27 protein-coding genes and 1 pseudogene are annotated in these 23,981 nt (G+C 58.4%); 17 read left to right on the top strand and 11 right to left on the bottom strand.

The genetic code is table 11. The features are described 5' to 3' along the window. Window positions 1-231: 231 nt before the first annotated feature. The gene (locus AC0L3X_RS32605) at window positions 232-441 is read right to left on the bottom strand and encodes a PRC-barrel domain-containing protein (RefSeq protein ID WP_283016720.1); all 210 of its coding nucleotides are present in this window, start codon (window positions 439-441) and stop codon (window positions 232-234) included. Window positions 442-1,694: 1,253 nt separating this feature from the next. On the opposite strand from AC0L3X_RS32605, the gene AC0L3X_RS32600 reads away from it, so the two are divergent. Continuing rightward, entirely contained in the window at window positions 1,695-1,913 is a 219-nt protein-coding gene (locus AC0L3X_RS32600; RefSeq protein WP_283016721.1) for a hypothetical protein, read from the top strand. A 650-nt stretch (window positions 1,914-2,563) separates the two neighbouring features. On the opposite strand, the gene AC0L3X_RS32595 is transcribed toward AC0L3X_RS32600, so the two are convergent. Then, complete coding sequence (locus AC0L3X_RS32595) at window positions 2,564-2,818, bottom strand: hypothetical protein (RefSeq protein ID WP_283016722.1); 255 nt, start codon at window positions 2,816-2,818, stop codon at window positions 2,564-2,566. Between the two features lie 546 nt (window positions 2,819-3,364). Continuing rightward, window positions 3,365-3,772 (bottom strand): hypothetical protein, encoded by a 408-nt coding sequence (locus AC0L3X_RS32590; RefSeq protein WP_283016723.1) that lies wholly within the window; start codon window positions 3,770-3,772, stop codon window positions 3,365-3,367. Between the two features lie 417 nt (window positions 3,773-4,189). Here AC0L3X_RS32590 and AC0L3X_RS32585 point away from each other — a divergent pair, with 417 nt between their 5' ends. Beyond that, entirely contained in the window at window positions 4,190-4,363 is a 174-nt protein-coding gene (locus tag AC0L3X_RS32585) for a hypothetical protein (RefSeq protein ID WP_354096938.1), read from the top strand. Between the two features lie 36 nt (window positions 4,364-4,399). Here the strand turns inward: AC0L3X_RS32585 and AC0L3X_RS32580 are convergent, their stop codons facing one another. Beyond that, the gene (locus tag AC0L3X_RS32580) at window positions 4,400-4,576 is read right to left on the bottom strand and encodes a hypothetical protein (RefSeq protein WP_283016724.1); all 177 of its coding nucleotides are present in this window, start codon (window positions 4,574-4,576) and stop codon (window positions 4,400-4,402) included. Window positions 4,577-5,461: 885 nt separating this feature from the next. On the opposite strand from AC0L3X_RS32580, the gene AC0L3X_RS32575 reads away from it, so the two are divergent. Continuing rightward, complete coding sequence (locus AC0L3X_RS32575; protein ID WP_283016725.1) at window positions 5,462-6,010, top strand: hypothetical protein; 549 nt, start codon at window positions 5,462-5,464, stop codon at window positions 6,008-6,010. 248 nt (window positions 6,011-6,258) lie between these two features. Further along, entirely contained in the window at window positions 6,259-7,245 is a 987-nt protein-coding gene (locus tag AC0L3X_RS32570) for an ABC transporter substrate-binding protein (protein ID WP_283016726.1), read from the top strand. A gap of 291 nt (window positions 7,246-7,536) precedes the next feature. Here the strand turns inward: AC0L3X_RS32570 and AC0L3X_RS32565 are convergent, their stop codons facing one another. From AC0L3X_RS32565 to AC0L3X_RS32555, 3 genes are all read right to left on the bottom strand, one after another. Further along, window positions 7,537-7,908 (bottom strand): SPW repeat protein, encoded by a 372-nt coding sequence (locus AC0L3X_RS32565; protein WP_283016727.1) that lies wholly within the window; start codon window positions 7,906-7,908, stop codon window positions 7,537-7,539. 379 nt (window positions 7,909-8,287) lie between these two features. Beyond that, window positions 8,288-8,659 (bottom strand): hypothetical protein, encoded by a 372-nt coding sequence (locus AC0L3X_RS32560; protein ID WP_283016728.1) that lies wholly within the window; start codon window positions 8,657-8,659, stop codon window positions 8,288-8,290. 1,015 nt (window positions 8,660-9,674) lie between these two features. After that, window positions 9,675-9,836, bottom strand: coding sequence for a DUF2934 domain-containing protein (locus tag AC0L3X_RS32555; protein ID WP_283016731.1), 162 nt, complete (start codon window positions 9,834-9,836; stop codon window positions 9,675-9,677). Window positions 9,837-10,039: 203 nt separating this feature from the next. On the opposite strand from AC0L3X_RS32555, the gene AC0L3X_RS32550 reads away from it, so the two are divergent. The 7 genes and pseudogenes from AC0L3X_RS32550 (at window position 10,040) to AC0L3X_RS32520 (ending at window position 13,515) form a co-directional block, all read left to right on the top strand. Next, window positions 10,040-10,387 carry a hypothetical protein gene (locus AC0L3X_RS32550; RefSeq protein WP_283016732.1) on the top strand — a complete coding sequence of 116 codons (348 nt, stop codon included), beginning with the start codon at window positions 10,040-10,042 and terminating at the stop codon, window positions 10,385-10,387. A gap of 2 nt (window positions 10,388-10,389) precedes the next feature. Continuing rightward, a pseudogene (ligD, locus tag AC0L3X_RS32545) lies at window positions 10,390-11,311 on the top strand (non-homologous end-joining DNA ligase). A gap of 182 nt (window positions 11,312-11,493) precedes the next feature. Then, window positions 11,494-11,952, top strand: a complete 459-nt coding sequence (locus AC0L3X_RS32540) for an Hsp20 family protein (RefSeq protein WP_283016733.1) — start codon at window positions 11,494-11,496, stop codon at window positions 11,950-11,952. 71 nt (window positions 11,953-12,023) lie between these two features. Then, window positions 12,024-12,347, top strand: a complete 324-nt coding sequence (locus AC0L3X_RS32535; RefSeq protein ID WP_354096939.1) for a hypothetical protein — start codon at window positions 12,024-12,026, stop codon at window positions 12,345-12,347. 14 nt (window positions 12,348-12,361) lie between these two features. After that, window positions 12,362-12,589, top strand: a complete 228-nt coding sequence (locus tag AC0L3X_RS32530) for a hypothetical protein (RefSeq protein ID WP_283016734.1) — start codon at window positions 12,362-12,364, stop codon at window positions 12,587-12,589. After that, on the top strand, window positions 12,586-12,930 hold the full coding sequence (locus AC0L3X_RS32525) for a hypothetical protein (RefSeq protein WP_259222823.1): 345 nt from the start codon (window positions 12,586-12,588) through the stop codon (window positions 12,928-12,930). The genes AC0L3X_RS32530 and AC0L3X_RS32525 overlap by 4 nt, the downstream gene beginning before the upstream one ends. A 378-nt stretch (window positions 12,931-13,308) precedes the next feature. Further along, entirely contained in the window at window positions 13,309-13,515 is a 207-nt protein-coding gene (locus AC0L3X_RS32520; RefSeq protein WP_028156207.1) for a hypothetical protein, read from the top strand. 201 nt (window positions 13,516-13,716) lie between these two features. Here the strand turns inward: AC0L3X_RS32520 and AC0L3X_RS32515 are convergent, their stop codons facing one another. After that, window positions 13,717-14,019, bottom strand: coding sequence for a hypothetical protein (locus tag AC0L3X_RS32515; RefSeq protein ID WP_473317120.1), 303 nt, complete (start codon window positions 14,017-14,019; stop codon window positions 13,717-13,719). 1,768 nt (window positions 14,020-15,787) lie between these two features. On the opposite strand from AC0L3X_RS32515, the gene AC0L3X_RS32510 reads away from it, so the two are divergent. Both AC0L3X_RS32510 and AC0L3X_RS32505 read left to right on the top strand, forming a co-directional pair. Next, a complete protein-coding gene (locus AC0L3X_RS32510) occupies window positions 15,788-16,117 on the top strand; it encodes a hypothetical protein (RefSeq protein WP_283016735.1) in 330 nt (109 codons plus the stop codon). Window positions 16,118-16,325: 208 nt separating this feature from the next. Beyond that, window positions 16,326-16,583 carry a hypothetical protein gene (locus tag AC0L3X_RS32505; RefSeq protein WP_283016736.1) on the top strand — a complete coding sequence of 86 codons (258 nt, stop codon included), beginning with the start codon at window positions 16,326-16,328 and terminating at the stop codon, window positions 16,581-16,583. A 252-nt stretch (window positions 16,584-16,835) separates the two neighbouring features. Here AC0L3X_RS32505 and AC0L3X_RS32500 read toward each other — a convergent pair whose 3' ends face one another. Then, window positions 16,836-16,952 carry a hypothetical protein gene (locus tag AC0L3X_RS32500; RefSeq protein WP_428841312.1) on the bottom strand — a complete coding sequence of 39 codons (117 nt, stop codon included), beginning with the start codon at window positions 16,950-16,952 and terminating at the stop codon, window positions 16,836-16,838. A gap of 342 nt (window positions 16,953-17,294) precedes the next feature. Between AC0L3X_RS32500 and AC0L3X_RS32495 the strand changes: the two genes are divergently transcribed. The 3 genes from AC0L3X_RS32495 (at window position 17,295) to AC0L3X_RS32485 (ending at window position 20,511) form a co-directional block, all read left to right on the top strand. Next, window positions 17,295-17,573 carry a LuxR C-terminal-related transcriptional regulator gene (locus tag AC0L3X_RS32495; RefSeq protein ID WP_283016737.1) on the top strand — a complete coding sequence of 93 codons (279 nt, stop codon included), beginning with the start codon at window positions 17,295-17,297 and terminating at the stop codon, window positions 17,571-17,573. Window positions 17,574-17,745: 172 nt separating this feature from the next. Then, window positions 17,746-18,123 carry a hypothetical protein gene (locus AC0L3X_RS32490; protein WP_283016738.1) on the top strand — a complete coding sequence of 126 codons (378 nt, stop codon included), beginning with the start codon at window positions 17,746-17,748 and terminating at the stop codon, window positions 18,121-18,123. Window positions 18,124-19,290: 1,167 nt separating this feature from the next. After that, window positions 19,291-20,511: a hypothetical protein gene (locus tag AC0L3X_RS32485; protein ID WP_354124272.1), complete on the top strand. Its 1,221-nt coding sequence runs from the start codon at window positions 19,291-19,293 to the stop codon at window positions 20,509-20,511. Here AC0L3X_RS32485 and AC0L3X_RS32480 read toward each other — a convergent pair. Continuing rightward, window positions 20,506-20,829 carry a globin family protein gene (locus AC0L3X_RS32480; protein WP_283016740.1) on the bottom strand — a complete coding sequence of 108 codons (324 nt, stop codon included), beginning with the start codon at window positions 20,827-20,829 and terminating at the stop codon, window positions 20,506-20,508. The two genes, AC0L3X_RS32485 and AC0L3X_RS32480, sit on opposite strands and share 6 nt — an antisense overlap. Before the next feature lie 1,118 nt (window positions 20,830-21,947). Here AC0L3X_RS32480 and AC0L3X_RS32475 point away from each other — a divergent pair. Then, entirely contained in the window at window positions 21,948-22,229 is a 282-nt protein-coding gene (locus AC0L3X_RS32475; RefSeq protein WP_283016741.1) for a hypothetical protein, read from the top strand. Between the two features lie 1,096 nt (window positions 22,230-23,325). On the opposite strand, the gene AC0L3X_RS32470 is transcribed toward AC0L3X_RS32475, so the two are convergent. Next, a complete protein-coding gene (locus AC0L3X_RS32470) occupies window positions 23,326-23,463 on the bottom strand; it encodes a hypothetical protein (protein WP_283016742.1) in 138 nt (45 codons plus the stop codon). Window positions 23,464-23,981: the final 518 nt, after the last annotated feature.

Here is a 23,981-nt window from a genome sequence, read left to right as displayed (position 1 = left end):
TCGCATCTCGCGCCATCTGCGTTTGGAACTGAAACATTTTCTACCCTGAATGATTTACTCCCGGGGCTTCGTAAGATGCGAGGCATTCATGAACCCTCTTTCGGCGAGCGACGTGTTCCTTACGGTCGCGGTTATGAGCACGACGTTCCTGATTGAGATCGGGTTTTTCATCCTGATCGGAATGTTCTGAAATAGCGCGCTATTGGGGTGATACGCAGCGGGTGCGAAGGTCTAGTTCTCCTCGAACTTGATGGTTGAGACCGGCCATCTTCCGTCATGACCTTTGATTGAAATCCGAAGCCCGTTCAATTCATCCAGCCAAACGTTCTCGACCGTGCCTGCCTTTCCGTCAGTAAGGACGACGGTTTTGCCGATCAATTCGGATTGCGCCTTACCGTACTCATTCAAGATCGTCGATGCACGAAGCTTCACCGGCGGCATCGTTCATCCATGTTCGGCCGAGGCTGCGGCTCAACCGCGCGCCTTGTTCCAGTGCTCGGCCGCTTCGAATTCGCGGAGCCGATCGATTTGCGCTCTCAGGCTCGCCGGTAGTTTCGACTCTGGTTTCAGCGACGCACGTAGTCTCTCGCCGATCTCTCGAATGATGGCCCGACAGTGTATGTGGTCAATGTCAATTCGGTTACGCATGACGGAGCCTTCGGTTCCGGCAGCACCCGTGCCTCCCCGGCAACCGATCGGGGCACTGCTGGCGATTTTGAATAGAACTGGAGACCGTCGCTTTTGGCTATCTGCGCGAGCGCTTGTGTTAAGAACAGCGGGTCGTTCGCCACGACCTTTGGCTATCCGCGACATGCGCCGTGTTACTACCGGCGAGCGACGGCCTCAGTTTTTCTAAAGCAGGCGGACGCTTTCGTTCCTTGATTTCTGATCGCGACCGCGATGTTCCATTCCGAAGGAGGAACCTGCCCCAGCGGCTAGTCGCTGGCGCCATGGAAGCAACTTCCGATGCGGCCGAAAACATTGGGCCGCAGTGTTCGGGAACCATTTCTGAGAGTGTCCGGTTAGTTCATGGGGCGATAAAGGGCACCATCGTCATGAGGACCAAATATCTCGCTGCGATTGCGATAGCTGTTCTTGCTTGTAGTGGGCTGGTCGTGAATTCCGTCGGCTCGCTTCATCGCGAAAAGCAGTCCACGCCGGGCGCCAACCAAGTGGCGGACCGTTTAGCTGGGTCCTTGGATCCGTATTTGATACGGTCTGGTGGCTAAAACGGCCGGTGCAACTCAGAAATGCATTGGCGGCGCTGCCTTAAGTCATGGGGCATCGCGCCCGTTCGGCAAGCAAGGCTGTAACGCCCTTGCCTCACATCCCATCGCACTCGCATCCATACGTCGCATTCCTCGTCTGTCGGATTGAACGCTGCCTCCGCCTACGGCGCAACTTCGTGTCCGTTACTTCCGATATTGGCCCCGAGCTGAACACCACGGAAGCCAACGCCACGTCTGCTGTCGGAGGGAAGCCGGACGTCGCCCCACTGGTTGGCTGGCAGCCGCTTTTGACCCTCAACGGACATTCAGGCGGCATCGGACGACTTCAACGCTGGTTCAGGATTCTTGGGTCGCAAATCCCGGTGGCTCTCCGCGCGCGCACGAACTTCTTCTTCCATCTTCCGTGACTGAGCGATGCGCCGAACAGCCTCAGCTATCCGGCGGAGGAGCGGCGTGAAGTCGGGTATGTCTGTCATCGCCACCAATAGAGCGGCAATCAAAGGAGATTGCCGCGAGCAAGCAGAGCGTCGCAACGACCTCATATTTGGCCTTCTGTTCCTGCGGGACCATTTTCTCAGGCAGGCAGAGAAGTCGGAGCATCAGGACGCCCATTGCCACGATGAACAACAAGAGAAAGGCTGCGGTGAACACCATGAGCGAGTCAATTTGCCCAGGGCTGCGTGATGAACCAAGGCAAATGCGTGGGAGATATAGGATGCCGCGTCTCGATCATTTCTTCCCTTCATGAACGCGAGCTACTGCACGCGCTGCACCGGGACGATGAGCGGAGATGAAGACCTATCGACCCACTACGCTCTAGCCAAGCTACTTAGCTGCCCCCGTCGTAACTCCTGGCGCCGGCGTAACACCGCGCCGCACTTGGCGCGCCTCACGGCGACCCTCGCGGCGCACTTGGCGCGCGTCACGGCGATCCTCGCGGCGCTCGTGGCGCCCCTCACGTCGATCTTGACGCCTTTCCATGCCAGCGGTCTGCGCCTCCGCGTCAGGGACCATCAGCACGGTCGGAAACGCGGCAATTGCAGTCGCCAAGCCGAAAGAAGAAAGAAGCTTCCGTCGAGAGATCATGACTGCCTCCCTCACTGGACTGCCCCAAGATTAGAAGTTTACTCGCTCTGCCTGTCCTCGTCTTGATCTATGTCATTGGACGGTTGCGCTCACATCCGCCATCCTTCGACGGTCGCGCCGTCGCGCGCGCATCAGCTCGACCTCGACCACGTCATCATGTCGGGACATCCATCGACACACATGCTTGCACTGCGCCACCGCGCCGAAGCCTCCTTTCGCAAGTCAGGTCAGTGCTACTGTCCACTCGCTCAGTCCACACTGATGTAGATCAACCCGAGGCGACTGAGTTGGTTTATACTTGTTGTGCGGGAGAGCTTGAGGAGGATCTCATGATCTCTCGGCGAAAGGCTCTTTCTTCTCTCGGATTGGCGACCGCGTTTGGCCTGATAGCGCTCCCTGCGATGATGGGGTCCTTGCCCGCTTTTGGCGGTGCTTTCTCGCATCAGCGGCATTTGGGGCCGCCATGCCAATAACGCCGCGATATCAACATGGAGACCGATCATGAAAAAGCTCAGTGTGTTTGCGATTATCGTTGGAGGCGCATTATTGGCGGCGGCGCCCTTCTCGTTTCAGTGGTCGCCTGAAAAGAACGTGGTGCTATCCCTTGACCGTGCTGATGCCCGAGTAGGACGGCCGCTAACTGCAACGAGCGTTGCAGGCGTCGGTCGAAGGACTGCGCGACGGGCATATCGCCGCGGATACTAACGGCGGCTGGGCTGGCGGTCGCTGCGGGCATCACCCGCGCACCCTGCCGATCAGCCTACGCAGCTTGCTTAGTCGGCGTTGAGCCTCGGTGGCGGCTCATCCATCATGCGCTCACCGGTCAGCTCTTCTGACCGCTGGTATAATTGCCGCGATGCAGGAGTCCGGAAGTGGCCCATCAGCGAAGTGGCGACACCTTTCATTGAGGTCCGCTTGGTGGAGTAGAGCGGACTGACTTTGCTCACTCTGAGTTCTTCATTTTGACCCGAAGCGGTCCTGCACGCGGATGGCGCGTTGTCGCATGCGCCATCCGCTCCCACAATCAATCTCTTGCGAAGAAGCGAGCGTTAAGCCTTCAGGTCGGTGATCCGCATAATCGCGACCACATTCCCGTCGTTGTACGCCTGTTCCTTAGTTTCCTTGTTGCAGGTCCAGACAAAATTCTTCTTGCCCGAAAAGGTCTTTCCCTCCTGCTCAAGCCGAAGCTCCCCTTCGGTGATATGGCAGACCATGGCATTCATCATCGGGGGCCCCATGGTCTTCGACCCCGGCTGCATAATGATATCGCGCATTGAGACGGTCTTAAAACCTGGGATCAGGGATGGTGTTTCGCCTTCATATTCACGCACCACCACACCTGGCCAAGGCGTCGTATCCTTGTAGCTTGTGGCTTGAGCGGCGGCAGGTTTGACCATGGCAGCCGAAACTGCAGCCAACCCGATTCCCAGTGCGGACCTTCGATCGACCTTGCCCATCGCTTTCCTCCCGACATTACTCGAACGAGCCGCCGCAAACGCAGCGCGCAAAAGTTCGTGGTGAACGGTGGTGCGAAACCGAAAAAAGAACGGTCTCTAAGAGGAGTGTGCTTGCCGATAGCGCCAGTGCTGCTCGTTTGCCCGGACGGTGATTTCGGCACGTCCCGCTTCAAGGGCAGTGACATTCTACGTCACCTGACGCATCCGGGAAACAGGTGGCGTCACACGAAGACACTGCGGGTTCCTAAGCAATGTTCGGCGGACCTTCGTGAAATGTCGGCCTCCGCGCCGCTGTTGGCGAATAAGTGGGTACTGGCCGAAATAGGCCACTCGCGAAAGTGAATTAGTGCCACTGGTAGGAACTAAGGGATTGCCCGCCCTGTTGCATGTTGTTCCTCCCTCTAAAGGAACAGCCTTATGGCCGACGACAACAACAAAGATCCAAATGAGAAGCAGCCCGGCGAGAATCCGGACGGCAAGTACCATTTCAATCCTGGGAACATGGCCGGGAAGAAGCCCGGGGATTCGGAGCAGACTGCCGAAAACCGTGGCGAGCAGCCGCACGCGGACAAAGAAAAACCCGCCGGTTAGGTGCTGGCCACTCGGAGGCCGCCAACTGAGGCGGCCCTACTCTTTTGCTTTGAACTCGCAAATCCTGCGGTTGAGGTGCCAAAGCTCTACATCATGACCATCCACAAGCTGTTCGGCCTGTTCCTTTGCGGCCTCGTCGTTCTCGCACAGAAGGTCGATCCGCTGTTGAATGTGACCATCCGCGCCTATGAGATAGGTGCGATATCCGATCATTTCGGGGCGCCAGACCCGGCGAGTTTAGCCACTCGCTTATGTGAGCGCCGGTCTCGGCTTGCCGAGCTTTGCGCACCGCCCGCTCCCGCTCGATACCTGGCGGAAGCAATTTGGGCGCTTCGCGCAGGCGAAAAGCTTCTAAGGCAAGGCGTTCTTCAAGGGTTGTGGTTTGCTTAGTGCGGCGTCGGTGCTGTATTGCGCCAGCTCCTGTCCCAAGGGAAGGAGGCGGGAGCGCGTGATGGCGTTCTCATCACCGATAGATGCCGGGGGCCGCGCGGTGATGGGTCCAGTGTCGCATGTCCGGTACCGGCCATATGGTGAATTTTGATCACCTCGCAAAAGTTACCGAAGGTAAATCAGGCCACTCCCCTCATAGGGGACTCTATGTGAGGCCAATACAAAAATTGCGGCTCAAGTCGTCTAGGTTCATCCTGTCGGCGAGCTTGCGGCGAGTTTCGAGGCCAACGAAGTTGACCTACAATCCACGGTGTTCCTCTCCCCGGATCTTGAAGCCCGATCTGGCAGTCGCTGAATGCGCTTAGGACCATAATCACAATGGGCTCGAGAGCGACGCATGCCCAGACGCAGGCGGGCTTGGAGGAAAGGAGTTGACTTGCTGTCCATGTCAGATGCGCTGCCATCCATTCTGCAACCGTCCGCTCGGTGCCGCTAAGGGACACACCGATTTACGTTTGCACCGAATTCACATCGGAGTAGCTTCTGGGTGCCGGGCTGGCCAATATCTCAGTTATTTTTTAAACCCGGCGAGAGCCGCAGCGTCAAAAGGTGCTGCGGCCCCCTTTTGCAGTTGGCAAAGCCCAACAGCGTGAACCGGCGGTTTGACGTGAAGACGGTCACGCGGCTCAATCAGCAAGGAGGATGACAATGGCCTTCTTGAATTGGCTAGGTGCACAACCGCCAGGAATCGCCACCTTCCTCGGCGCCCTAACGGGATCTAGCCTGGGCCTTCTGGCTATTATTGTGGGTGCGCTATTCAATGCCCATCTCAATCGGCGCAGAGACGATCGGATTCGCGATCACGACGCTCGGGCAGTCGCTACCGCGCTTTATGCAGAACTAACTGGGATAGACCGCGCGCTTCGTAGAGGCAGTGAAGCTCTCAGAGGTGCCCCAAGGGATGGCGAGCGATTCCTTGTCAGAACTCCGCTTGTAATTCAGATCTTCCCAAAATTGATCGATAAACTCGGGCTGCTTCACGCAGAAACCATTAGAGAAGTTTCCCACACGTATCTTGTCGCCGAAAGATACAAGCAGGACCTCTTGCTCTTGCCCCGCGGAAGGCATCACGCTGCCGAGGAAACCCCCTATGGTGTTCTGCTGCCCTTGGACCTCTCGGCATCAGTGATCGAGCTCAATGAAATGACGATGGCAACGACGAGCAAGACGCTTCAAATATTGAAACCTTACCTTTAGACAAGCCCGCCGGGAGCGTTGGACCGAAGCCCACGCGCCCATGTCGTCATCACTTTAGGGCGTGTACTCATAAAAGGTCGGATTACCAACGCAAAGCGGAAGTCGCCATCTTGAGCGTGATCGGCGGCTTGTGACCCAACTGCGACCTAGTGCACATCGAATGTTGCGGCGCAAAGTCAACTTTCGCCCTTCCAAAATCCCGATTGGAATCCTTACGATGTGGCCCCTCTGAGGCTTTTGGGGATGAGATGAGACGGCGGGAATTTCTTGTCGGGATTGCCGGGCTCCTTTTGCACCCGTCATTCGGCATTGCGCAGCCAGCAGGCTCTGTCCCAGTCGTGGGCGTCCTCTGGCACGCCGGGAGTGCGGAAGAAGAGAAGGATTTTGCGACCCCGTTGCGGGCAGGTTTTGCTGACCTAGGCTACATCGAAGGCAAGACAATCAAATTCGAGGAGCGGTTTCCGGCGGAGCAGAAAGAGCTTTTCGATCGCATGGCGACCGAATTGGTCGACGCAAAGGTCAATGTGATCGTGGCCGGCTCCATCCCAGCGGCGCTGGCAGCTCAACGGGCGACGTCGCTCATCCCCATTGTGCTAGTGGCCAACCCCGATCCCATAGGTCTGAAGCTGGTTGCCAGCCTGTCACGCCCCGGCGGCAATATCACCGGTCTCTCCTCGATGGGCTTCGATCTTGCGGTTAAGCGGCTCGAAGTGGTGAGGGAGGTCATTCCTGCGGCCTCGCGCATTGCGCTCCTGGTCAATCCCTATAATCCCTACGACGGCGAGCGGCAGGCCTCCGAACTTCTACCCAGCGCTCAGAAGCTAGGACTCGTCATCAAAGCATTCGAAGCCAAACACCCCGAACAGCTTCAGCCCGTAATAGAGCAGATTGCGGCGGAAAAATTCGATGCGATCATCATCACCCAGAACGCGATGTTCTACAACGAGCGAAAGCGGCTCGCGCAACTCGGGCGTGCCTACCGCATCGCGACCATGGCCCCCGCTGATCTGTTTTTGGATGCCGGCGCAGTCATGTCATATGGGCCAGTCTGGAGCGCCATGTTCCGGAATGCGGCGCGCTACGTCGATAAAATTCTCAAGGGAGCAAATCCGGCTGAACTTCCGGTGCAGCAGCCGACCCAATTCCGCTTCGTCATCAATTTGAAGGCTGCAAAGGCGATTGATCTCGAAATTCCTCCCATCGTCGTGTCTCGCGCTGATGAAGTCATGGAATGACTGCGTTTGGCCCTTCGGCGAAGTGGCGGCATCGCTCCACGAGGTCCGCTTATTCTTCGCATTTTGACCCACCCCGGACATCCGACCGCTTGCACGACGCGAGCCGCTGCAGGCAATAGTTGTCAGGTGCCACCGGCGATAAGCCGAGCGCCTGCCACATATCCGCTGCCTCCCTCGACACACCGAGGTTTCGTCCGTCTATGCCCTGAAGCAACGACTCCGACCGTGTTGCCAGGACATGGTTTTGCCGGTAACGGCGAAGCTATGCCACGAGCCAAACGACCTCAGCTCTCACCTGCCGCTGGTCAGCCGCGGCGGGATCTGGGACATCATCCAGAGCTCGATCGCTGCCAGGATCGCGACCGCCGCGCCGATGATCACATGCACCGTCATCGCGGTGGTTCCCTGGAAACCCAATACCCAGGGCGATACGAACGCCCACAAGCCGACGATGAGGTTCAGCCACTCCTCCCACACCGCGAATGCCGCCAGTGCCGCGATCGCAAGGATCGCGATGGCGATACCGGTGATATAGGCGTTTTGAGAGACCGTCCCGGCATCGAAACCGAATATCCAGGGCGAAACGAAGAGAAACGCGCCGAGGATCAGGTTCGCGACGTCACAAAATTTTGCGTTCGTCCAATTCTCTAGCCAATTCTGCATGACACCCTCCATTGGAGGTTTTCCATGTCAAATCAACCGTATGATCGCCGCGCCGGTTCCATCGCGGCCCGCGGCATAATGGCAAGGGAGCGGTGTACCTGCCGCGCCTGCCGCTGTCGCTGCTCGGCCGCGCCGACGTGATCGAACAGCGATGCAGTTTGTTGCAGTGCACGAGCCTCTTCCTGTCCTGGCCCATCAGCGAAGGTCGATCAGAACGATCTGCAAGAATACGCTAAGGACATCCGTATCGAAATAATCAGGCACGGGTCATGTCCCCGCGTCAGGGGAATGGGCAGCTGCAAGCGAGATCGTATACGTCTATTGGATCGGTTCGACCGATACTGCCACCAGGAAACGGGGCCCTAACGTCGCCGGTTTATCAGGGGCTAGTGCAATCGCTTAGAGCCGCGTCCGAATGTTGTCCGACCGGTTGCTCGAAAAGCAGTGCCACTTGATCTGGTTCGCCAAGGATCGCTGCGGCACAACCCATCATGGTCAATGCTCCGGCAACATCCCATAGCGTTACATTTTCTAATGTCGCATTTCCCGACTTTGCCCAAGCCAAGAGCGCAGTGATCATCGCGTCTGAGAAAAATAGAATACTGAGCGCTGGTAAGACGAGCTGGGAATCCAGCAGGAGTATCATCAAGAATGCAGGAGCTGCGACCAGTATGCTCAACACCGCGCATGTGCAAAATGCTTGCCGCCAAGAAGCATTCCTGTTTGTCCAACTTGCACGAGAAAGGATCATTTGATCCTCCTGCATAGGAGCACTTTTTAGCGCCACTCACCTGCTGAACTACTCTGGTCTAGCTGATCGTTTTCCGACGTCTCCCCATCAATGTTTTGTCCTATGCCGCTGACTCTCAATTAGCGTAAGAATGCCAGCGGTCACCACGGCAATAACGACGACGGCTGCCAGCGCCTCGACAGAGGCCAAGGTCCCGTACCACTTGTTCCAAAGCTCAATCATGTGCTGGCCTCTCGCGAGAGCGCACCCACGATCGATAAGATCTGCTCTCGAAAAAGAACGAACTGTGCGATCAAAAAAAGCAATGCTACTCATCGTCGCGCGGTTTTTCACCGCGCGGCAAGGTGACTTACGCGGCACCGATACGCAGGTCGCGCGGGTGTTTGGCGTCCGGATATCGGGTGACGCTGCGATCGAGTAAGCGTGCCGGATCAAGTCTATCAGCGTGATGGTTTCTTCTTAAAGAGCGCTCTCAGCTGCTCCCACTTGGCCTCGATCCACCTCAAAGCCATGAGAAGAGGCTTCTGTAGAATAGGGATGTCCTGTGCGATCAGAAGAAGGCCTAGAGGCAGCATCCAGAGGCCGAAGATAGGCAGAAAGCTGAAGACGCCTCCTAGGATGAGCAACCCGGCGACAACGACACGGACCCAAAACGAGGAGGTTCTCGTAGCCACAGAATGAAGGTCGACACCTTCGTAGGCACCCGTCGCCGGAACAATTCAAAGTATCTATCCAATTCCGCTTTGACAGAAGCCATTAACTCGACCTTCTCTGATACCAGGACGCGGCAACTCGCTCGAAATCCGCGACTAAATCAAAAGATCTGTACGGGAAGCGTTCCAAACCCTTCGGCTTGGAGATGACGGACGATCCGTCTGCGGACAGTCAGGGCCGAGACGTTGCCGGCACTGGACCGGTTCTCCATGGTGGCTTCGAAAGACCGCCGCCAAATTTCCTCAGGGTTGCGCAGGGCAGATGATAGCCGGCAAGCGCGGGTATGCCGGGTAGCCCTCGCCTAAAGCGTATCCGGTGTGCGTCGAGGTGAGCTTTGATCCTCGTTGAGCAATTCCTGCTCGGCCAAGCGCCAAAAGTCTTCGTCTCGGCCCTCTGGCTTACCTGCCTGCTCCCACAACTCGTAGGCCCGGGCCGCAACGGCTTCATGAATTCGCCTATTCATGAGCCTTCTCCAGACCCTCAACTAGGGGCAATCGGAGGCGTTCCTAATCCGGTCATCCCCCAAAAACGTGCCTGTGAACTAAGAAGCCTCCTATTCAGACCGTCGCGCTGTTGTGCCGACTCTGATCCAACTGCGTACGCACCGCGACAGGAACGAATCGGACGTCGACAACTTGAATCCGGGTTCCGTTGTGTGAGTTGCTTATGCGTCAGTCCCGACGGCTTATGTCGATTGCCCCGAACGGTGACGAGACCGTCTATTTGGTCGCAGATGACTTCGGCCGCAATCGCCGCGCCTGGCGCGAAGCAGACTTGGAGATGGCGGAAGAAGCAGTCATCCAGGATCTGCTTGCGGGAGAATATCGCAGGCCGATCAAGGTAATCGCCTTCAACAAAGCCGAGCGCTGCTCGGAAGATGTTTCTGAGGACATTGCCCGCGAGCTCCAGCGCCGTTGCAATTGGCAACAGAGCGACGTTCCCTCACACCTCAAGGAATTCGTCGACCGCAATGCCGCGCAGGATCTTCGGCAATTCAACCTGCGCCTCGTGTAACCATGGCGTTCCGACAGAAAACGCCGGAAGCGCTCGGCGTCAAAGTGCCCCTGCCCGGCTTCACCGCGCCGGCCCTAGCGAGCTCGATCGACCGAGTACCGACCGGCGATCGATGGATCCATGAAATCAAGCTCGACGGCTATCGTGTCCAGGTGCATCTCGCCAACAAAGCGGTGAAGGTTTTCACGCGGCGCGGCCACGATTGGACCAATCGCTTCCGGAAGGTCGCCAACGACGCTTGGCACGTCAGGGCCCGTGCCGCGATCATCGACGCTGAAATCGTGGTGCCCGCCGCCGACGGCACAACAGATTTCTCGGTTCTGCAGAACGAGCTCAAGGGCGCATCGACGAAAATCGTCCTGGTCGCTTTCGATCTGCTTTACCTCAATGGCAGGGACATTCGGAAATTGCCGCTATTCCAGCGCAAGGCCGAGCTGAAGAAGATCATTGCCGGTACCGACGTCCAATTCAGCGAGAGTTTTGAGATCGACGGGAGCGAGATGTTTGCCCACGCCTGCAAAGGTGGGGCTCGAAGGCGTCGTCTCCAAGGTGCGCGACAGCGTTTACCCGATCGGCCGCGGCAATGATTGGGTCAAGAAAACCTGCGCCCAGCGGGAGACGCTCACCATCGCCGGGTTCGCCCTCGATGAAGGCAAATGGGACGGCACGTATCTCGGTCGGCGCAAGGGCGAGGACCTGCTTTATGCGGGCAAAGTCGACCATGGCTTCGACAAGTCATCGGCCGCAGAGCTGCGCAAGAGGCTTCAGCGGCTCGTCCGCAAGGCACAGCCTTACACCAAGCGGATCGCGCACAAGGGCATATGGGTCGAGCCGAAGCTGCTGGCCGAGATCGAGTACCGCGCCAAGTCCGCCGAGGGAAAGGTGCGGCATCCGTTCTTCAAGGGGTTGCGCGAGGACCTGTAACGGTGCGGCGATCGGTGGCAAAATTTTTTCAGCCCCCCTCTTGAAACCAAAACCGGCTTTGCTAATTTTTTTGTCGCCATCTGACGATGGCGTCCGGGCGCCTCATGGGCCCGGGCCAAGAGACGGGCACCGGTTGTGTCCGGTGCCGCTCGTAGACATCTTGCTCTCAGGAGGATTTGGCTATGCGCACCTACGATTTTGCACCCCTCTGGCGCTCGACCATTGGCTTCGACCGCCTTTTCGACCTCGCAGAAACCGCTCAGCGGGCCAGCGAGGACAACTATCCACCCTACAACATCGAACGGCTGGCGGAGGATCGCTATCAGATCTCGCTGGCTGTGGCGGGTTTCTCGCCCGAAGATATAGTCATCACCGCCGAGCAGAACGTGGTGACGGTCGAAGGCAGCAAATCCGACAAGACAGAGCGTGATTTCCTCTATCGCGGTATCTCGCACCGCAACTTCAAGCGCCAGTTCAGCCTCGCCGAATATGTCCAGGTGAAGAGTGCCGCGTTCAATAACGGCTTGCTCACCATCGAACTCGTCCGCGAGATCCCGGAAGCCATGAAGCCCCGCCGGATTGCGATCGGCGATGCCTCGGCCGGCAGCGTGCCGAAGCTGGAAGCTAAGGCCGCCGCCTAGCGCAGACGCCATTGGAGCCGCGCGACGAATCGTGCGGCTCCCATCCATTCGTCAATGAAAAGGAGAGGACCATGCGGCCGACGACCGCTGACGACAACGTTTTCGATTTCGACGCTCTTCTTCATCCCGGCACGGTGTTTGAAGCACCGAGAGACGTGCTGGATCATCCGGCGCTGACGTTGAGCGAGAAACGCGCAATCCTGGCATCATGGGCGTCCGACGCGTCCGCGATCGCCTCTCGCCCGTCGATGCGCGCACCTGCCGGCCTCAAGAAACCGGTATCGATCGACGAGATCTTGGACGCGTTGCGCGCCCTGGACGGTGGCCCCCGGACGCCGCCCGGCGGAAAGCCTTACCGTCTCCGTTCGACCGAACGTGCGGCCGCCGCGGCGTAGTTTCGGAGGCCCAGATGACGACGGACGAAAACCTGGCACGCCTTCGTGCCCATCATAACAACATCAGCCGCTACCGTCGGCTCCTGCGTACCAGGCTTTTGCCTTTGGAACGCCAGTTCATCGAACGGCGGCTTTCTGACGAGGTGGCCGCTCTGCAGAGCCTTTCCGCTTCGACCTTCCCGATCGCCTTCAGTGAGCCAAGGCCTGGACGACCGCTGCCGGTTGCAGAAGTGATGGCATGAGCACGACCATCAATCTGGGCCGACCGGGCTCAGGCTCTTTCCCTTTGGCGCTCCTCGGAAGGTTCTTCCGTGCACGAAAATTGAAGACTCCGGCTGCGGACGGCGTATCATCGGCCGTGGAGATCTCAGGGATGGCTCTCTCGACCAACGAGCGTCCGATGTGTCCTGTGTGCAAACACCGGATGGGGTTGGCGCGCATCTCTCCCGGCCCGCGCGGATTCGACGAGCGCACCTTCGAGTGCTCGACTTGCGAGCGTACCGAAGTGGTTCGCTTGGCCGTGGATCCGATGCAAACGGACGCGGTTGGCTGGCTCGCCGGCGAGCTGAAGCCGCCGAACTGAAGTTCGGTGTGAGAGGCGCGATGGATGAGGACTTCTGCAAGAACACAAGAACAGAAGCAACGCATTCGCCCTTTGGCTGAGCGGGCTGATGCTCTTCACCAGGGGGCTGCCTGTTGGCGCTGGTCGGCCATACACCCCCGGAGGTGGCCAGTCCCTTGAAGGTCGCGGAGCGGCCGCTGCCGCTGCGCGCCACGCCGCGGGCGTCGATCCTCTCCGGGGTCGGGCGAGGCGTGACAAGGGCGCGACCGAAGTCCGGTGCGACGCTTGCGGCGGCGGGGTCGCTGCCCGCGTGGGATTCCGAGCCCGGCCGCACAATACGGGCCGCTGCCTGTTGCTGCAGGACAGCGTCTCGTTCAGGCTCCTGTTGGATGGCTAGGGTTGCAGCAGTGCGAGAAGGCGAAGTCGGTCTTCCTGGCGAAGGCGCTGGTTGGCACGCATCGTTTTCAGCTCGCCCTCGACTTAAATTATGTCCTGGCCCTGCCGCTTCAAGGCAATCACCAGTACCTCCTGCTCTGCAAGCTGTCGCTCAGCTTCAACTGCCTCGCGCTCTGGTCGCCTCAACTCATCAAAAAGTGGTCTGCATAACCAGATACGCTGCCGGGGCGCGCTCCGTAATTTGTGCCGCACGATCTCAACCGCCCGCATCAAGCTGCGTTCCTTAACCGGCCCCGGAGCGGGGTCGCGTTCCTATCGTTCGGAGCACGGCGGTCTTTGAGCAGAGCGTTCGCTGCCCGCCTCCACCCGCGTCCAGACTAGATCAGCGCGAAGCGCTCGCTACATCGCGCTTTAGGGCAGCAAATCGCTGGCCGCCACACGGTTGATCGTGGCGAGGCGCTGCTCGGCGCTTGCAGTGAAATCTATGCCAGCCACCAGATCGAGCAGACGATGATAGGCATGGTCGGCGACCGCGACCGGTAATGGCGCTTCGTCGAACGTATCGACATAGTTGTCGACGACCGAATTCAGCAGCCGACACAGGCCCTTGTGGTCAGGCTCGTCCTTGCAGGCTTCGTAGAGTTTTTGCTGGAATTCGCGGAAGGTGTGCAACCCGTGGTGCTGCTGCGAAAGCCACCTATGCAATGCGTTCATGATAGCCTCTTCGAATAGGGAGAAGAAGCTACCGACTTATACAGGCCGGAAAAAGCATCGACAAATGTGGTTTTCGCAAATCCATAATGCGCAATATGCAGCCGCTCGCAGGAGCTACGGTGCCAGGAAAGAACGGCAACTCAGCGCAATTGCTGCATTCGACTCTCGTCTAAGGAGGTGAATTGACGGCGTGATGTAACAACGCCAGTCCCGAACCGGTGACTTGATACCTCAATGACTGCTGCCCCTGATCCTTCCAAGACCGCCATGCAATATCTGATATGGACCATAGAGCACATCGAGAAAGCCGGAAACCAGGTGGCTGTGCGCCACGCTCGCAATGCTCTACGCGCTGAGCCGGGCCAGCGGATCTCCCCACATCAAAGACGAGCCCTAACCAACGAATTGAAACGCAAGCGCATTGCGTCAGCGCACCCAGAGCATCGGGCACGCCTCTGCACCCTACCGTGCAAATATGACGGCCGGGAACCTCAACGCCTCAGGAAGAAAATATCAGCTTGATCGCCAAGACGGTCGTAAACGCGCCAAGGGCGATGACAGCGATTTTAAAATGAAGATTACTATCCAAACCCATTTGCCCTCACCCACACAGCGCCCTCGGCTACTCGCCCTCGCAGACCGGAAAAACCCGGTGGCTCTGGAGGAGGCCACCGGGCCGACCCGCCGTCCATTCCAATGGCTGTAGGCTGAATACATGGCGCTGACGCGTCTGTTCGAATCTCGACAGATCGCCTCGGTTTGGTCGGACATGTGGCTCGCAGGCCACGCCGCGAAGCGGCGAGCGGCTCGTCTAGGAACGTTGGGTTTGTTGCCCCATTGAACCAGCGAAAGGGAGGGGCATCATGGTCCGTGACCTTTTGATCCTCGCCGCCGTTTCGATGGTGTTGAGCGTATTTGTCTGGAGCGTCTTTGGAAATTCACCACCGAGGCCCGCGCACCCGCGTGTTAGCGCAATACTCTCCTTGAATGCCGCTCCGGAGCCGGCGCCTGAGTTCAGTCCGTATATGAGGACAGAGCGCTGATAGGTCTGCCCTGTGCCCACTTCAGCACCGGCCGGCCGGTCTTAAATCGCCGTCGCGCGCTCTCATGGGCCCAGCACGTTGTGCACAGGGTCAGCGGAGGATGGCTGTCAGGGTAGGTCCTGACCTCGCCTGCAAAGTAGCGGCACTTGTCACTGTCGCACTTGGGATTGTTGTTCGGATTGTTCACCTTGGCCTCGGTCAGTGGCGATCTGCCCAGTGTGAGCGAAGTTTGTGACGCGTGCATGCGCGGGTGACCAGCAACGGCCTCACAGTGCGCTGTTGCCGGACAGTGCACTGTGAGGCCAGCCGCGACGAGCCACCCCTTGTGGGGGCTCGGGAAAACCCGGCAACCGGCCGGTCGTTCCTAAGAGAGGGGCCACTCTCCGACGAGGCGCTCGGCCGGCTGCGTCAGCTTCGCGCAGGTGCCGCGCGCTCGAAAAAGCTCTGCGCTCACGTCATGGCTTCGACGGCCACCGCCGCCGGCCTTGCCGAAGGCAACCCTGCGGCTCTAGGGGCGGGTCCCGTAGTGGCACGTCCGCCCCGCCCCATTTGAAACCAGAACCCGGCGCAATCCGTTAGGGTCGCGCCTCCACGGCCGCCTTGCCCCCAAGCTTCCGGCGCCGTTGGAGGGGACGGGTGCGCTCAAGGGCGTGCCCGTCTTATCAATCTGGTTTCGCTCGGTGCGCCCGGTCCCGAAGACCACTTCATGAAACGGAGGCGACCATATGGAGAGTCCCGATCTCAAAGCGTGGGTCGATGGCTGGATGGAGAAAGTGAAGCAAGGCGCTGAAGTCCATCGCCAGCAAGGTCTGTCACCGGAGGATGCCGAAGCGCGCGACTATGCCCCCGCTGACGTCAAGATCCTCACCATCGCCCACGTCCCGGAATCCCTGCAACAGGCGTGGCTGCAACATCTGCGCGACTTCGACGTCGCGCATCCTGGCTGCTATTTTGAGATGATGGTGGATGCGCCCGAGATGCCGCTGCCCGATATCATCAATATGCTGGCGATCAATCCGGGGCTGACCTTCACCAAACTACTCGAACGCAAATGAGCTGGCCCGACCGGCGGTGTAAATCCATACGCGCATCATCGTTTCCTTGGGGGAATGAGACGATCTAACCCCAGCGCCCACTAAGGTCGATGTCGCTGCGTTGCGTTGATCTACGTCAAGGTCATCTATCCTTTGACGCTCACGTTATGTCAGCCGCAACGGAGGCGATCCCGTCGTCTTTTCAGTTGCTAGTGCGAGGAGGATTACCATGCCTCGGAGCAAGCGTCTTTCGATTAGGTCAATGACAATGATTGTGGCCAGCGCCCTGTTGGGTGTAGCAGGTATCACTCTCAGTCCAACACCGGCTGAGGCGGTTGTGTACTGCACGTATGTTGGCTATCCGCCGAGTTGCGTCGCACGCGCCGGTGTTGTCCTTAGGCCTCGTCCGGTGGCACGCGCTGCGGTTCGCCATAACGCCGGTGGCAATCTAAATGGGGGTGTCAATCGCGTTGGCGTGCGGCGCTAGAACTTGGCCCGTCAAGACACCTTCGCGGTGCGAGCTGTCCGACGCAGGCAAGCCGTTTGCCTAATGAGGCTGAGGGTAAGGCAGGTCGGCATTGAACCAGAGTGGTGGCTGCCTCGGAGCAGTGGTGGTGTCGGTGATGTTTCTGGGATCACTCATCATCATCGCGCTGTGGTTCTTTTACTAGACACCATCGCGAAGGTTCGGCCGCCCCCAACATCGACAGCACGATGAAGCCGCCAACTGAGCCAAGGCTTACGTTCGCTTCTCGGCATTAATACGCAGGACATAGAGCGTGTTTCGGGACTCATCCACGACTTCCATCCGCCATTCGCGGTCGGGAGTTAACTTCCCATGGAGGCCTTGGAGTATCTGCCCAGCCGTTACCGTGGCTACCTTCCAAGCGGCGTGCTCGTCAGCTCATAGCCTTCGCGGTCGAGTTCGCGGCGTTTGTGGGTGACGTGGAAGAAATAGCGCGGCATGGTGCTGTCCTGCCCACAACGAATTCGCGGCGAATTGGCATCTAAGACGTTGATTTGGATCAACCATCCCGTGAATAAGCGGGACGCCTAGGGTATACAAGTGAACAGATGGAGCGGGTGGTGATGGGACACGCTCACTTCGGTGCGCTGGGCTTATCCCGGCGCGCTCGCGGCCCCGGCGTCCCGCTCTCGTTCTCCTCTCGCGAAGACGCTTGGGGCCGTCGCGCGCTGATTGTTCAAGTGGCGCGAACTGGCGCTGCAAATGCGCGTGGTTGTCGTCAGTGGAGATGTTTTGATGCGCGACCTGCTCAGTCCGCGTGAGAAGCGATTATTGAGGCGCTTGGCTGCCGGAAAGACTGACGCGGAGATCGCGGTGCGACTGGGCGGCACCGCCAAGCAAGTCTCACTGCAGAAAGCCAGGCTGCTCGCGCGATTGCAGATCAATCGCCCGACGAGATCGCCGATGCATGAGAGATGGGCGGCCTGGCCGCGCTATCGAGGCATCACGTAGAAATCTCGCCGGCGAAACCACGCGCACGTCTCTTGTCGGAACGGTCGGCGCACACCAGACGATACATTGACCTAAGGATCAAAGATGCGCCGCTGCCACTGATCCAGGGTTAACGAATGGTTAAGCCGGATCTGGGAGGTTGCAATGGGGGTGACCTAAAACGAGGTCCACCATGTTGAGGCTGAAGAAAGCTGCCCCGGTATCCCGCAATTTGAACATCGGCCAGATCGACACCGCCGAGTTGCTGCTGCACCGCGTGTACGCCTTTGGAGCGGCCGAGGGACATGCCTCCGGCGAGTCAGTGGGGCAAGACGCTGCGGGCTGGGAACGGGCAGAAATGGCTCTGCTACAGGCGCAGATCGACACCCAGCGTCAAATTATCAAGCTGCTCCGCAACGAATTGTCAGACGTGAGGAAGGAACGGGACGCTTGGCGCAGTCGGGCTCACAGGCTGTGTCGATCGGTTTCGACTGACCTCACAGCCACCCCGCGCCCCGGATCGTTTGCGGCATTGCTCCAGCAACCTCGAATACATTTCCGGCAGCATTGACTCAAACAACTGCCGCAAGGACCGCTTGTTTTTTGGCTGTCGAATATGAACGAGGTTAGGATGAGCGCCTATCTGGAAAGACAACCAGCATGTTCCCTGAAACAGCGCGCATGTTTTCGAAAAAAATTCCGCAACGGGTCAAAACCGGCAATACTCCGATTGAGCAAAGAATTTCTCCTTGGACCCAAAAGCTGACCTCTCCTCCTTATGGTTACACGCCCTAGACATCGCCATCATTCAGCGCTTCTAATCCCCGCTCCTCCAGCCACCGCTTCGACTTGAGCCGTAGCTGCATCGGCAGCGACCGCACAGCGGTGATGCACTTGTGCATCGTGTTCTCGGCCGCAGCGCGTCGTGAAAAACGACGCCCTTGCGGGTCGCCCATTGCTTGAAGCGCTCGACAGCAGGATAGCGTTGCACACCTGATTGTAGCGCGCGACGTCATCGGTGCCTGACGCATCGATCATTTTCTTTCGACCACGTCGTGAATTTCGTCCCAATCCGTTTTCATCTGTTGGGCGACTTCATCGATCAAAGCGAAGGCCTGCTCGCGTGTGTTTGCGATCTTGTCGATGTTCTCGGTGATATGCGATCCACACACCCCGATAATCGCGCAACGCTCACTCCCATCCCCGTACCCCAGCTCGAAGTACGGCTCCTGCCGTCGTCGATAGAGCGTAGTTCAATGCCGAAAGAAATCGGCAGCGCTATGCATCCCAACACGCTTTTACCGCGGATGTCCCTTCGCTGATATCTCTGAGCGTAGTTTGCGCCGGCATATCATCGCCGCGGTCACAACTCGAATTAGGAACGAGAAACCGCGCCTGTTCTGAGGGGTTATCGGGCTATTTCTTCTTCACTTCTACATTGAGCAACCCTATTCCCAGCCGTGGCGGGCCTCAAGTTGTTCTTTTTTGGTGAGGGGTTCCTGCTGCACGCACCTCGCTAGGGCTGCGCGACGTTCCTGATAAGTCTCCCGGCGGGCCGCCCGTGTGCGGCGGTGGCGGCATGCCCCAGCGCATCGCACCATCTCGCTCCCGGCATCAGTGTTGCGGATGACTGGAGCCGGATAGTCAGGAAAGACGCCGCGGGCATCTGCCGGCAAAATCCCAAAGTGCCCTCGACCAGACCGTGCTAAGAACACTTGCAATCTGCAGGAGACACCCGATGGGCTATTCTGTCGTAGATCTTGGTCCGATGCGGCCACAAGGAATAAGCAATCGAGGCGACGTCATCCTGGGCTCCGGGTTGAACCCGCCAAACTTTGTCCGCCTCGTGGACGGCACTCTCATCACTCTTCCATCTGAGATCATAGATGTACTGGCCATCAACAACGAGCGCGTTGTCCTCGCCAGAGTGCAGGGCTCCACCGGGCGGGAATACGCGCTTTACAATCTTGAAACGAATACGACCGAGCCGATCGCAATTCCGGGTTATCCCGCAATTGGACCCCTGGCGCTGAACAATTCCGGCGATGTGGTGGGAACAGCGGCAAAGGGCGGGAGCGTCCTGGATGATCAGAGAGGTTTTATCTTCAACCGCAACACCCAGGCGGTTACTTGGGTGTTGCCAACGTTACCGCTGTCGCAACCACCCGGATCGACGGCCTTCCTTGAATTGAAAGATATCAACGATATTGGCCACGCGATCGGAGTTCAAGGGTGGGTACTAGGCTTCGATCAGCTCGAAGTGCCCGTCTTTTACGATGGTGCAAATCTGCGCGCGGTGGCAAATCCCATCGTCATGTCCAATGGAATTCGCATCACCAACGACGACAAGCTGTGGGTTTGGTTTTTTGGTCGGGGCGGCCCCGAAGTACAGGCAATTTACGATGCCACCACCGACACACTCGCGCCATTCTCAAATGGCCAAATTCTTGACCTCAATGCTAACGGTCAAATCTTGTTTGAGCACGAATTTAACTACTATCTTCAAAGCGGAGGGTTTATCACAGCAGTAAGCGATCTCTTCCCGTCCGGATCCGGTTGGAGTCTAGACTTTGCAATTCAAATGAATGATTCCGGGGCAATTGTCGGCTGGGGTGAACTACATACCAATGCTGGTTCCTCCGCCGGGCATGGATTCTTATTGAGCCCCCCACCTCTCCGAATTCCGCGCGGCAAGCGGGACGATATTATCGCGATCATTCTCTGGGGCGTGATCAACTGCGGTCCCGGGGTAGCAATAATTGGGGGACATTTAGTCCGAATTCCACCTCACGGACCGCTGAACGAACTTATGGCCGCACTGCCTGAAGCCCTTCGCAACGAGCTGACGCCATTGATCAAGGATGCGCATTTCAGGGAACCCGCCGACGTGCGAGAGTTTCGCAGACGGGTCACGTCTGTAATCTCAAGCTACTCGCGCCGTACATTTGGTCGCTCATGAGGGCAGAGATGTAAGTGGTCCGCATGAATTTGAGGCCGGCAAACGTTTCAGATTTTTGGTGTGCCATTCCCTCAATTGCGGATTTTTTGACTTCTGGCCGACGGTAGGGTTCTTTACGACAACGTCGCTGAAGTGATCCACGACCGCTGCAATGGCGAAAACGCCGCCAAGTCGCTCATACAGGCTTTGATCCGGAGTGGTTTGCTGGACCTGCGCATGCGCTTGATTGGCTCCAGCCAAAGCCACGGGGGCGGCTGTCATCGCCAGTCCTGCGACGACGCTTCGTCTGCTGATGGACGTTGAACGAGCTTTTGCCATTGGTACCTCCTCATATCGGCGCTCAGCATCCTCCCGCGCTAACGGCCGCCGAGCGGGCATTGCCGCCCGGCGGCATTGTGGGTGATCGCCGTGCTCTCCCATCGGATGGTCGGAATAGAAATGCCCGGAAAATTTGGAGATGCCAACCATGCGTCCGGCGGGTGACTCCGCCTGAGTCAAAAGCTGAAGTCCGACCGTTCCCTTTCCGTGTTCGGCCCTACCGCCATCGATGAACCGGCTGCCTTGTCTGCTAAGGGCCAGGAGGAGGGAAGCACATTGGCCTGGCCAGATAACGGGCGACGCCTGAGACATTGGTTTCAACTCAGATGGCAGCGCCGGCCAGCAAGAACGCGCCGCCAAGCGCGACCATCACAAGTCCAGGCCAATTCGATTTGATGCCGAAGCCGCTGCCCGGTCTTTCAGGCTCCAGCGTGTCTCGCCCGGAGCGAAGCCGCTTTCCACCGCTGAGTCGGCTTCGCCAGATGGGCTGAAATGCCATTTGGAGCACGCCGCCGAAAACAAGGAGCGCACCAAGCCATATTGGTCATGCTCGCCTCCTTTACCCGCCAACGCCGAGAGGTTGCTGGACCGAGAACCCCCGGTCCATTCAGCATCTGTCCGCTGCTCTCGGAATCAGACCGACATTGAAAGCCTCGTCTTCGGGCGTTCAATAAGTTCGTATGAACGCGGCTGCTTTCCTGCCATGATTCCAGAACAGCTCCGCAGATTGCGCAGACCGCGTCACCTGTATGCGGAAACTTCTCTTCGGTGCGTCTGTACTCAGCACCGCAAGTGCATTGCACAACTGTCACCATCCCGGTGATATGTGCTTCGGATCAGGAATTTCCAGCCGCAACTTTCCTTGTTCTTCGCGAGTTTGCGCCGGCGCTTAGAGAAGTCCGCTTGGGGTCAGCACCGGTCGTCACGGCCCTACCCGACAGTCGTCTGCTCCTTTCCCATAGCGGACTCTTGGGACTTAGTTGGGCGTCGGGCATTCCTGCAGCCTAAAGCCGGGCACTAGTTATCCGGAACCTTGAGAAGGTTATTAAGTTCAATAAACGCCGCGCTGGAAGCGTTCGCTGCTGCGTAAATTAGCCCAGTATTCAAGGAACACCTCCGTGCATCGATCGATCGCAATCGCTTTCGCGCTGACCTTCTCTTGCGTCGCCGCCACCGCATCGGCCGAGCAGTGCGAGGACAAGCTCCAGCAAGATAAATCTCAGCAGAATTCAGCCGATGAGGCTCAAGTGAGGGGCGATCTCAAGGCCGGTTCACAATGCGCCACTCCAGGCGACAAGGAAGAGTCAGCAAAGAAGAACGAAGACAGAGCCGCAAAGCTCAAGAGCGAAGGGAAGGTGGAAGACCACACCACCGCCGGTCAGGCACATACCAAGGAATAGAAGCCAACCGCGCTGCCGCGTGCAACCGCAATTTGTACGTCCGCAATGGGTTAAACTGAGAAGATCTCACGGTGAGCAAAACGAGTCCGTTATTGCCTTGAATGCCGACGTGCAAGCGGACATGAATTTCCGTCGCTGAGGGCCAGAAGGAGACCTTGTCGTCTCTCTTACCATAGGCGAAGTCCGGCTATCTGGTAGTCGCCTCATTGTTCCGGAACGCCTGCCTTGCTCAGCCCATCGACGATGTCGTCGTACTCACGACGAAACTGCGGACTGCTCGAACGCGCATAGCCGATTTTTCGAAACCACTGGATCGTGAAGTCTGGTCGGCCACGAGAAAGTCCTCCGTCTCCACGAAATTAGCCGGATCAGGCCACTGCCGCTCGCGGCAGCCGGTATCATCTCTTCGGTGCCCCCCAAACAACGCGCCGATGTCCTCCGCGCGGAGATCCACGGAGACGGTTCCGGGCCGATCGGATCGATTGCTAATGGCTTCAGAAGGATCTCTTCGTCGACTACGGAGCGGGAGCGCTGATCTTCGCTCTCTTTCACACGGCGTGGACCTCTCGTCAGCTGCGTTGCTAGACAATGCAACCTCAGATACCCCATGTTTTGAATTGCAGATGCGCGAATTTTTGGGGGCCGCCGGTAGCTATGGACGAAGGTCGGAAGGATCTGACTCACCCCTCCCCCGTCCATGCGCCTCAGATGCTAAGCGGGATTTGTCGACGGCACATGCCCCCTCAATTCTGCGGCGCGCTGCCACGAGACATTGGCAGTCAGTTCAGAAACTTCACGGCGAGACGCCGCGCATCACGCCATACAACCGAGCAATCAATATCCAAACCAGCACTTGGAACGCGCAGGCCGAAGGCTGCAGGCACGAAGGGCGCGTTATCGATCTGGACTATTGCAGAGGAATCCGTGAGGTGGCGGACCTTGCACCGCACAGGACTACCGTCGACCAAGATCTGCGCAGCATAGACATTACGTCGCCGCCCGTTCGCCACGTCTCGCCGCCTCCCCGCGCCCTAGCGCGCGGGAGATATTGGTTGGCGATTCCAGTCTCAAATGAGGCTAGACCATGGTTTCATTGCTAGGCCGCGAGCTTTGTCTCCAGTGCCGTCAACGCCTCCAGCGCATTGTCCTGTGCCGCGACGCCCTTGCGCTCACCGGCCTTGCCCGAGCCCCAGCCTTTCGTATCGGCTATCTGGCGTGCGGTCAGGCCGTCCAAGCTCGCTTCCAGCATTGCGAAGTGCTCACCAAGCTGGGCGGCAACCCACCGCTGCCGCGAATAGCGAGGTGCCGCTGATTGTCCGCCTGCCGCTACTCATCGGTACTTCGGCGCCCGCCCCTTGACCTGCCGGAATAACTCCGCAGCGTCGTGCCAACGGTTGTCGGAGCTCTTCCATTTCAGGATGCGCCCGCCTTCAACCTTGAGGTGGCGCCGGGCCGCCGCGTCAAGCTCTTGCGGCGCAATCGGTCCATAGCTGTCACGGGCTAAAAATAGCGTCCTTTGCGGCGATCCGTACTACCTCGTCTGGCGACGGCCGGATCTCCACGATCCGGTCAACTTGGGCATTGCCAACCTCGTTATCACTCGCCGGCATCCAGGCCGAAGGCGAGTGCGGCGCGGCGTAATCTTGCAAGAGCCGCAAATCAGAGCGCCTGCTGGCGCGAGCAAGGCGGGACTCGAGTGGGGTGCGATGCATGGATTATCTCTCGTAACGTGACGTACTGGGCCTTTTCGGC

Source organism: Bradyrhizobium sp. MI1.7, from assembly GCF_055811795.1.
This window is presented reverse-complemented; position numbering and strand designations above follow the sequence as displayed.

Excerpts from the sequence above, each read along its gene's own strand:
- AC0L3X_RS32605 (WP_283016720.1), bottom strand. The coding sequence starts at position 441 with ATGCCGCCGGTGAAGCTTCGTGCATCGACGATCTTGAATGAGTACGGT.
- AC0L3X_RS32600 (WP_283016721.1), top strand. The coding sequence starts at position 1,695 with ATGTCTGTCATCGCCACCAATAGAGCGGCAATCAAAGGAGATTGCCGC.
- AC0L3X_RS32595 (WP_283016722.1), bottom strand. The coding sequence starts at position 2,818 with ATGATCGGTCTCCATGTTGATATCGCGGCGTTATTGGCATGGCGGCCC.
- AC0L3X_RS32590 (WP_283016723.1), bottom strand. The coding sequence starts at position 3,772 with ATGGGCAAGGTCGATCGAAGGTCCGCACTGGGAATCGGGTTGGCTGCA.
- AC0L3X_RS32585 (WP_354096938.1), top strand. The coding sequence starts at position 4,190 with ATGGCCGACGACAACAACAAAGATCCAAATGAGAAGCAGCCCGGCGAG.
- AC0L3X_RS32580 (WP_283016724.1), bottom strand. The coding sequence starts at position 4,576 with ATGATCGGATATCGCACCTATCTCATAGGCGCGGATGGTCACATTCAA.
- AC0L3X_RS32575 (WP_283016725.1), top strand. The coding sequence starts at position 5,462 with ATGGCCTTCTTGAATTGGCTAGGTGCACAACCGCCAGGAATCGCCACC.
- AC0L3X_RS32570 (WP_283016726.1), top strand. The coding sequence starts at position 6,259 with ATGAGACGGCGGGAATTTCTTGTCGGGATTGCCGGGCTCCTTTTGCAC.
- AC0L3X_RS32565 (WP_283016727.1), bottom strand. The coding sequence starts at position 7,908 with ATGCAGAATTGGCTAGAGAATTGGACGAACGCAAAATTTTGTGACGTC.
- AC0L3X_RS32560 (WP_283016728.1), bottom strand. The coding sequence starts at position 8,659 with ATGATCCTTTCTCGTGCAAGTTGGACAAACAGGAATGCTTCTTGGCGG.
- AC0L3X_RS32555 (WP_283016731.1), bottom strand. The coding sequence starts at position 9,836 with ATGAATAGGCGAATTCATGAAGCCGTTGCGGCCCGGGCCTACGAGTTG.
- AC0L3X_RS32550 (WP_283016732.1), top strand. The coding sequence starts at position 10,040 with ATGCGTCAGTCCCGACGGCTTATGTCGATTGCCCCGAACGGTGACGAG.
- AC0L3X_RS32540 (WP_283016733.1), top strand. The coding sequence starts at position 11,494 with ATGCGCACCTACGATTTTGCACCCCTCTGGCGCTCGACCATTGGCTTC.
- AC0L3X_RS32535 (WP_354096939.1), top strand. The coding sequence starts at position 12,024 with ATGCGGCCGACGACCGCTGACGACAACGTTTTCGATTTCGACGCTCTT.
- AC0L3X_RS32530 (WP_283016734.1), top strand. The coding sequence starts at position 12,362 with ATGACGACGGACGAAAACCTGGCACGCCTTCGTGCCCATCATAACAAC.
- AC0L3X_RS32525 (WP_259222823.1), top strand. The coding sequence starts at position 12,586 with ATGAGCACGACCATCAATCTGGGCCGACCGGGCTCAGGCTCTTTCCCT.
- AC0L3X_RS32515 (WP_473317120.1), bottom strand. The coding sequence starts at position 14,019 with ATGAACGCATTGCATAGGTGGCTTTCGCAGCAGCACCACGGGTTGCAC.
- AC0L3X_RS32510 (WP_283016735.1), top strand. The coding sequence starts at position 15,788 with ATGGAGAGTCCCGATCTCAAAGCGTGGGTCGATGGCTGGATGGAGAAA.
- AC0L3X_RS32505 (WP_283016736.1), top strand. The coding sequence starts at position 16,326 with ATGCCTCGGAGCAAGCGTCTTTCGATTAGGTCAATGACAATGATTGTG.
- AC0L3X_RS32490 (WP_283016738.1), top strand. The coding sequence starts at position 17,746 with ATGTTGAGGCTGAAGAAAGCTGCCCCGGTATCCCGCAATTTGAACATC.
- AC0L3X_RS32485 (WP_354124272.1), top strand. The coding sequence starts at position 19,291 with ATGGGCTATTCTGTCGTAGATCTTGGTCCGATGCGGCCACAAGGAATA.
- AC0L3X_RS32480 (WP_283016740.1), bottom strand. The coding sequence starts at position 20,829 with ATGGCAAAAGCTCGTTCAACGTCCATCAGCAGACGAAGCGTCGTCGCA.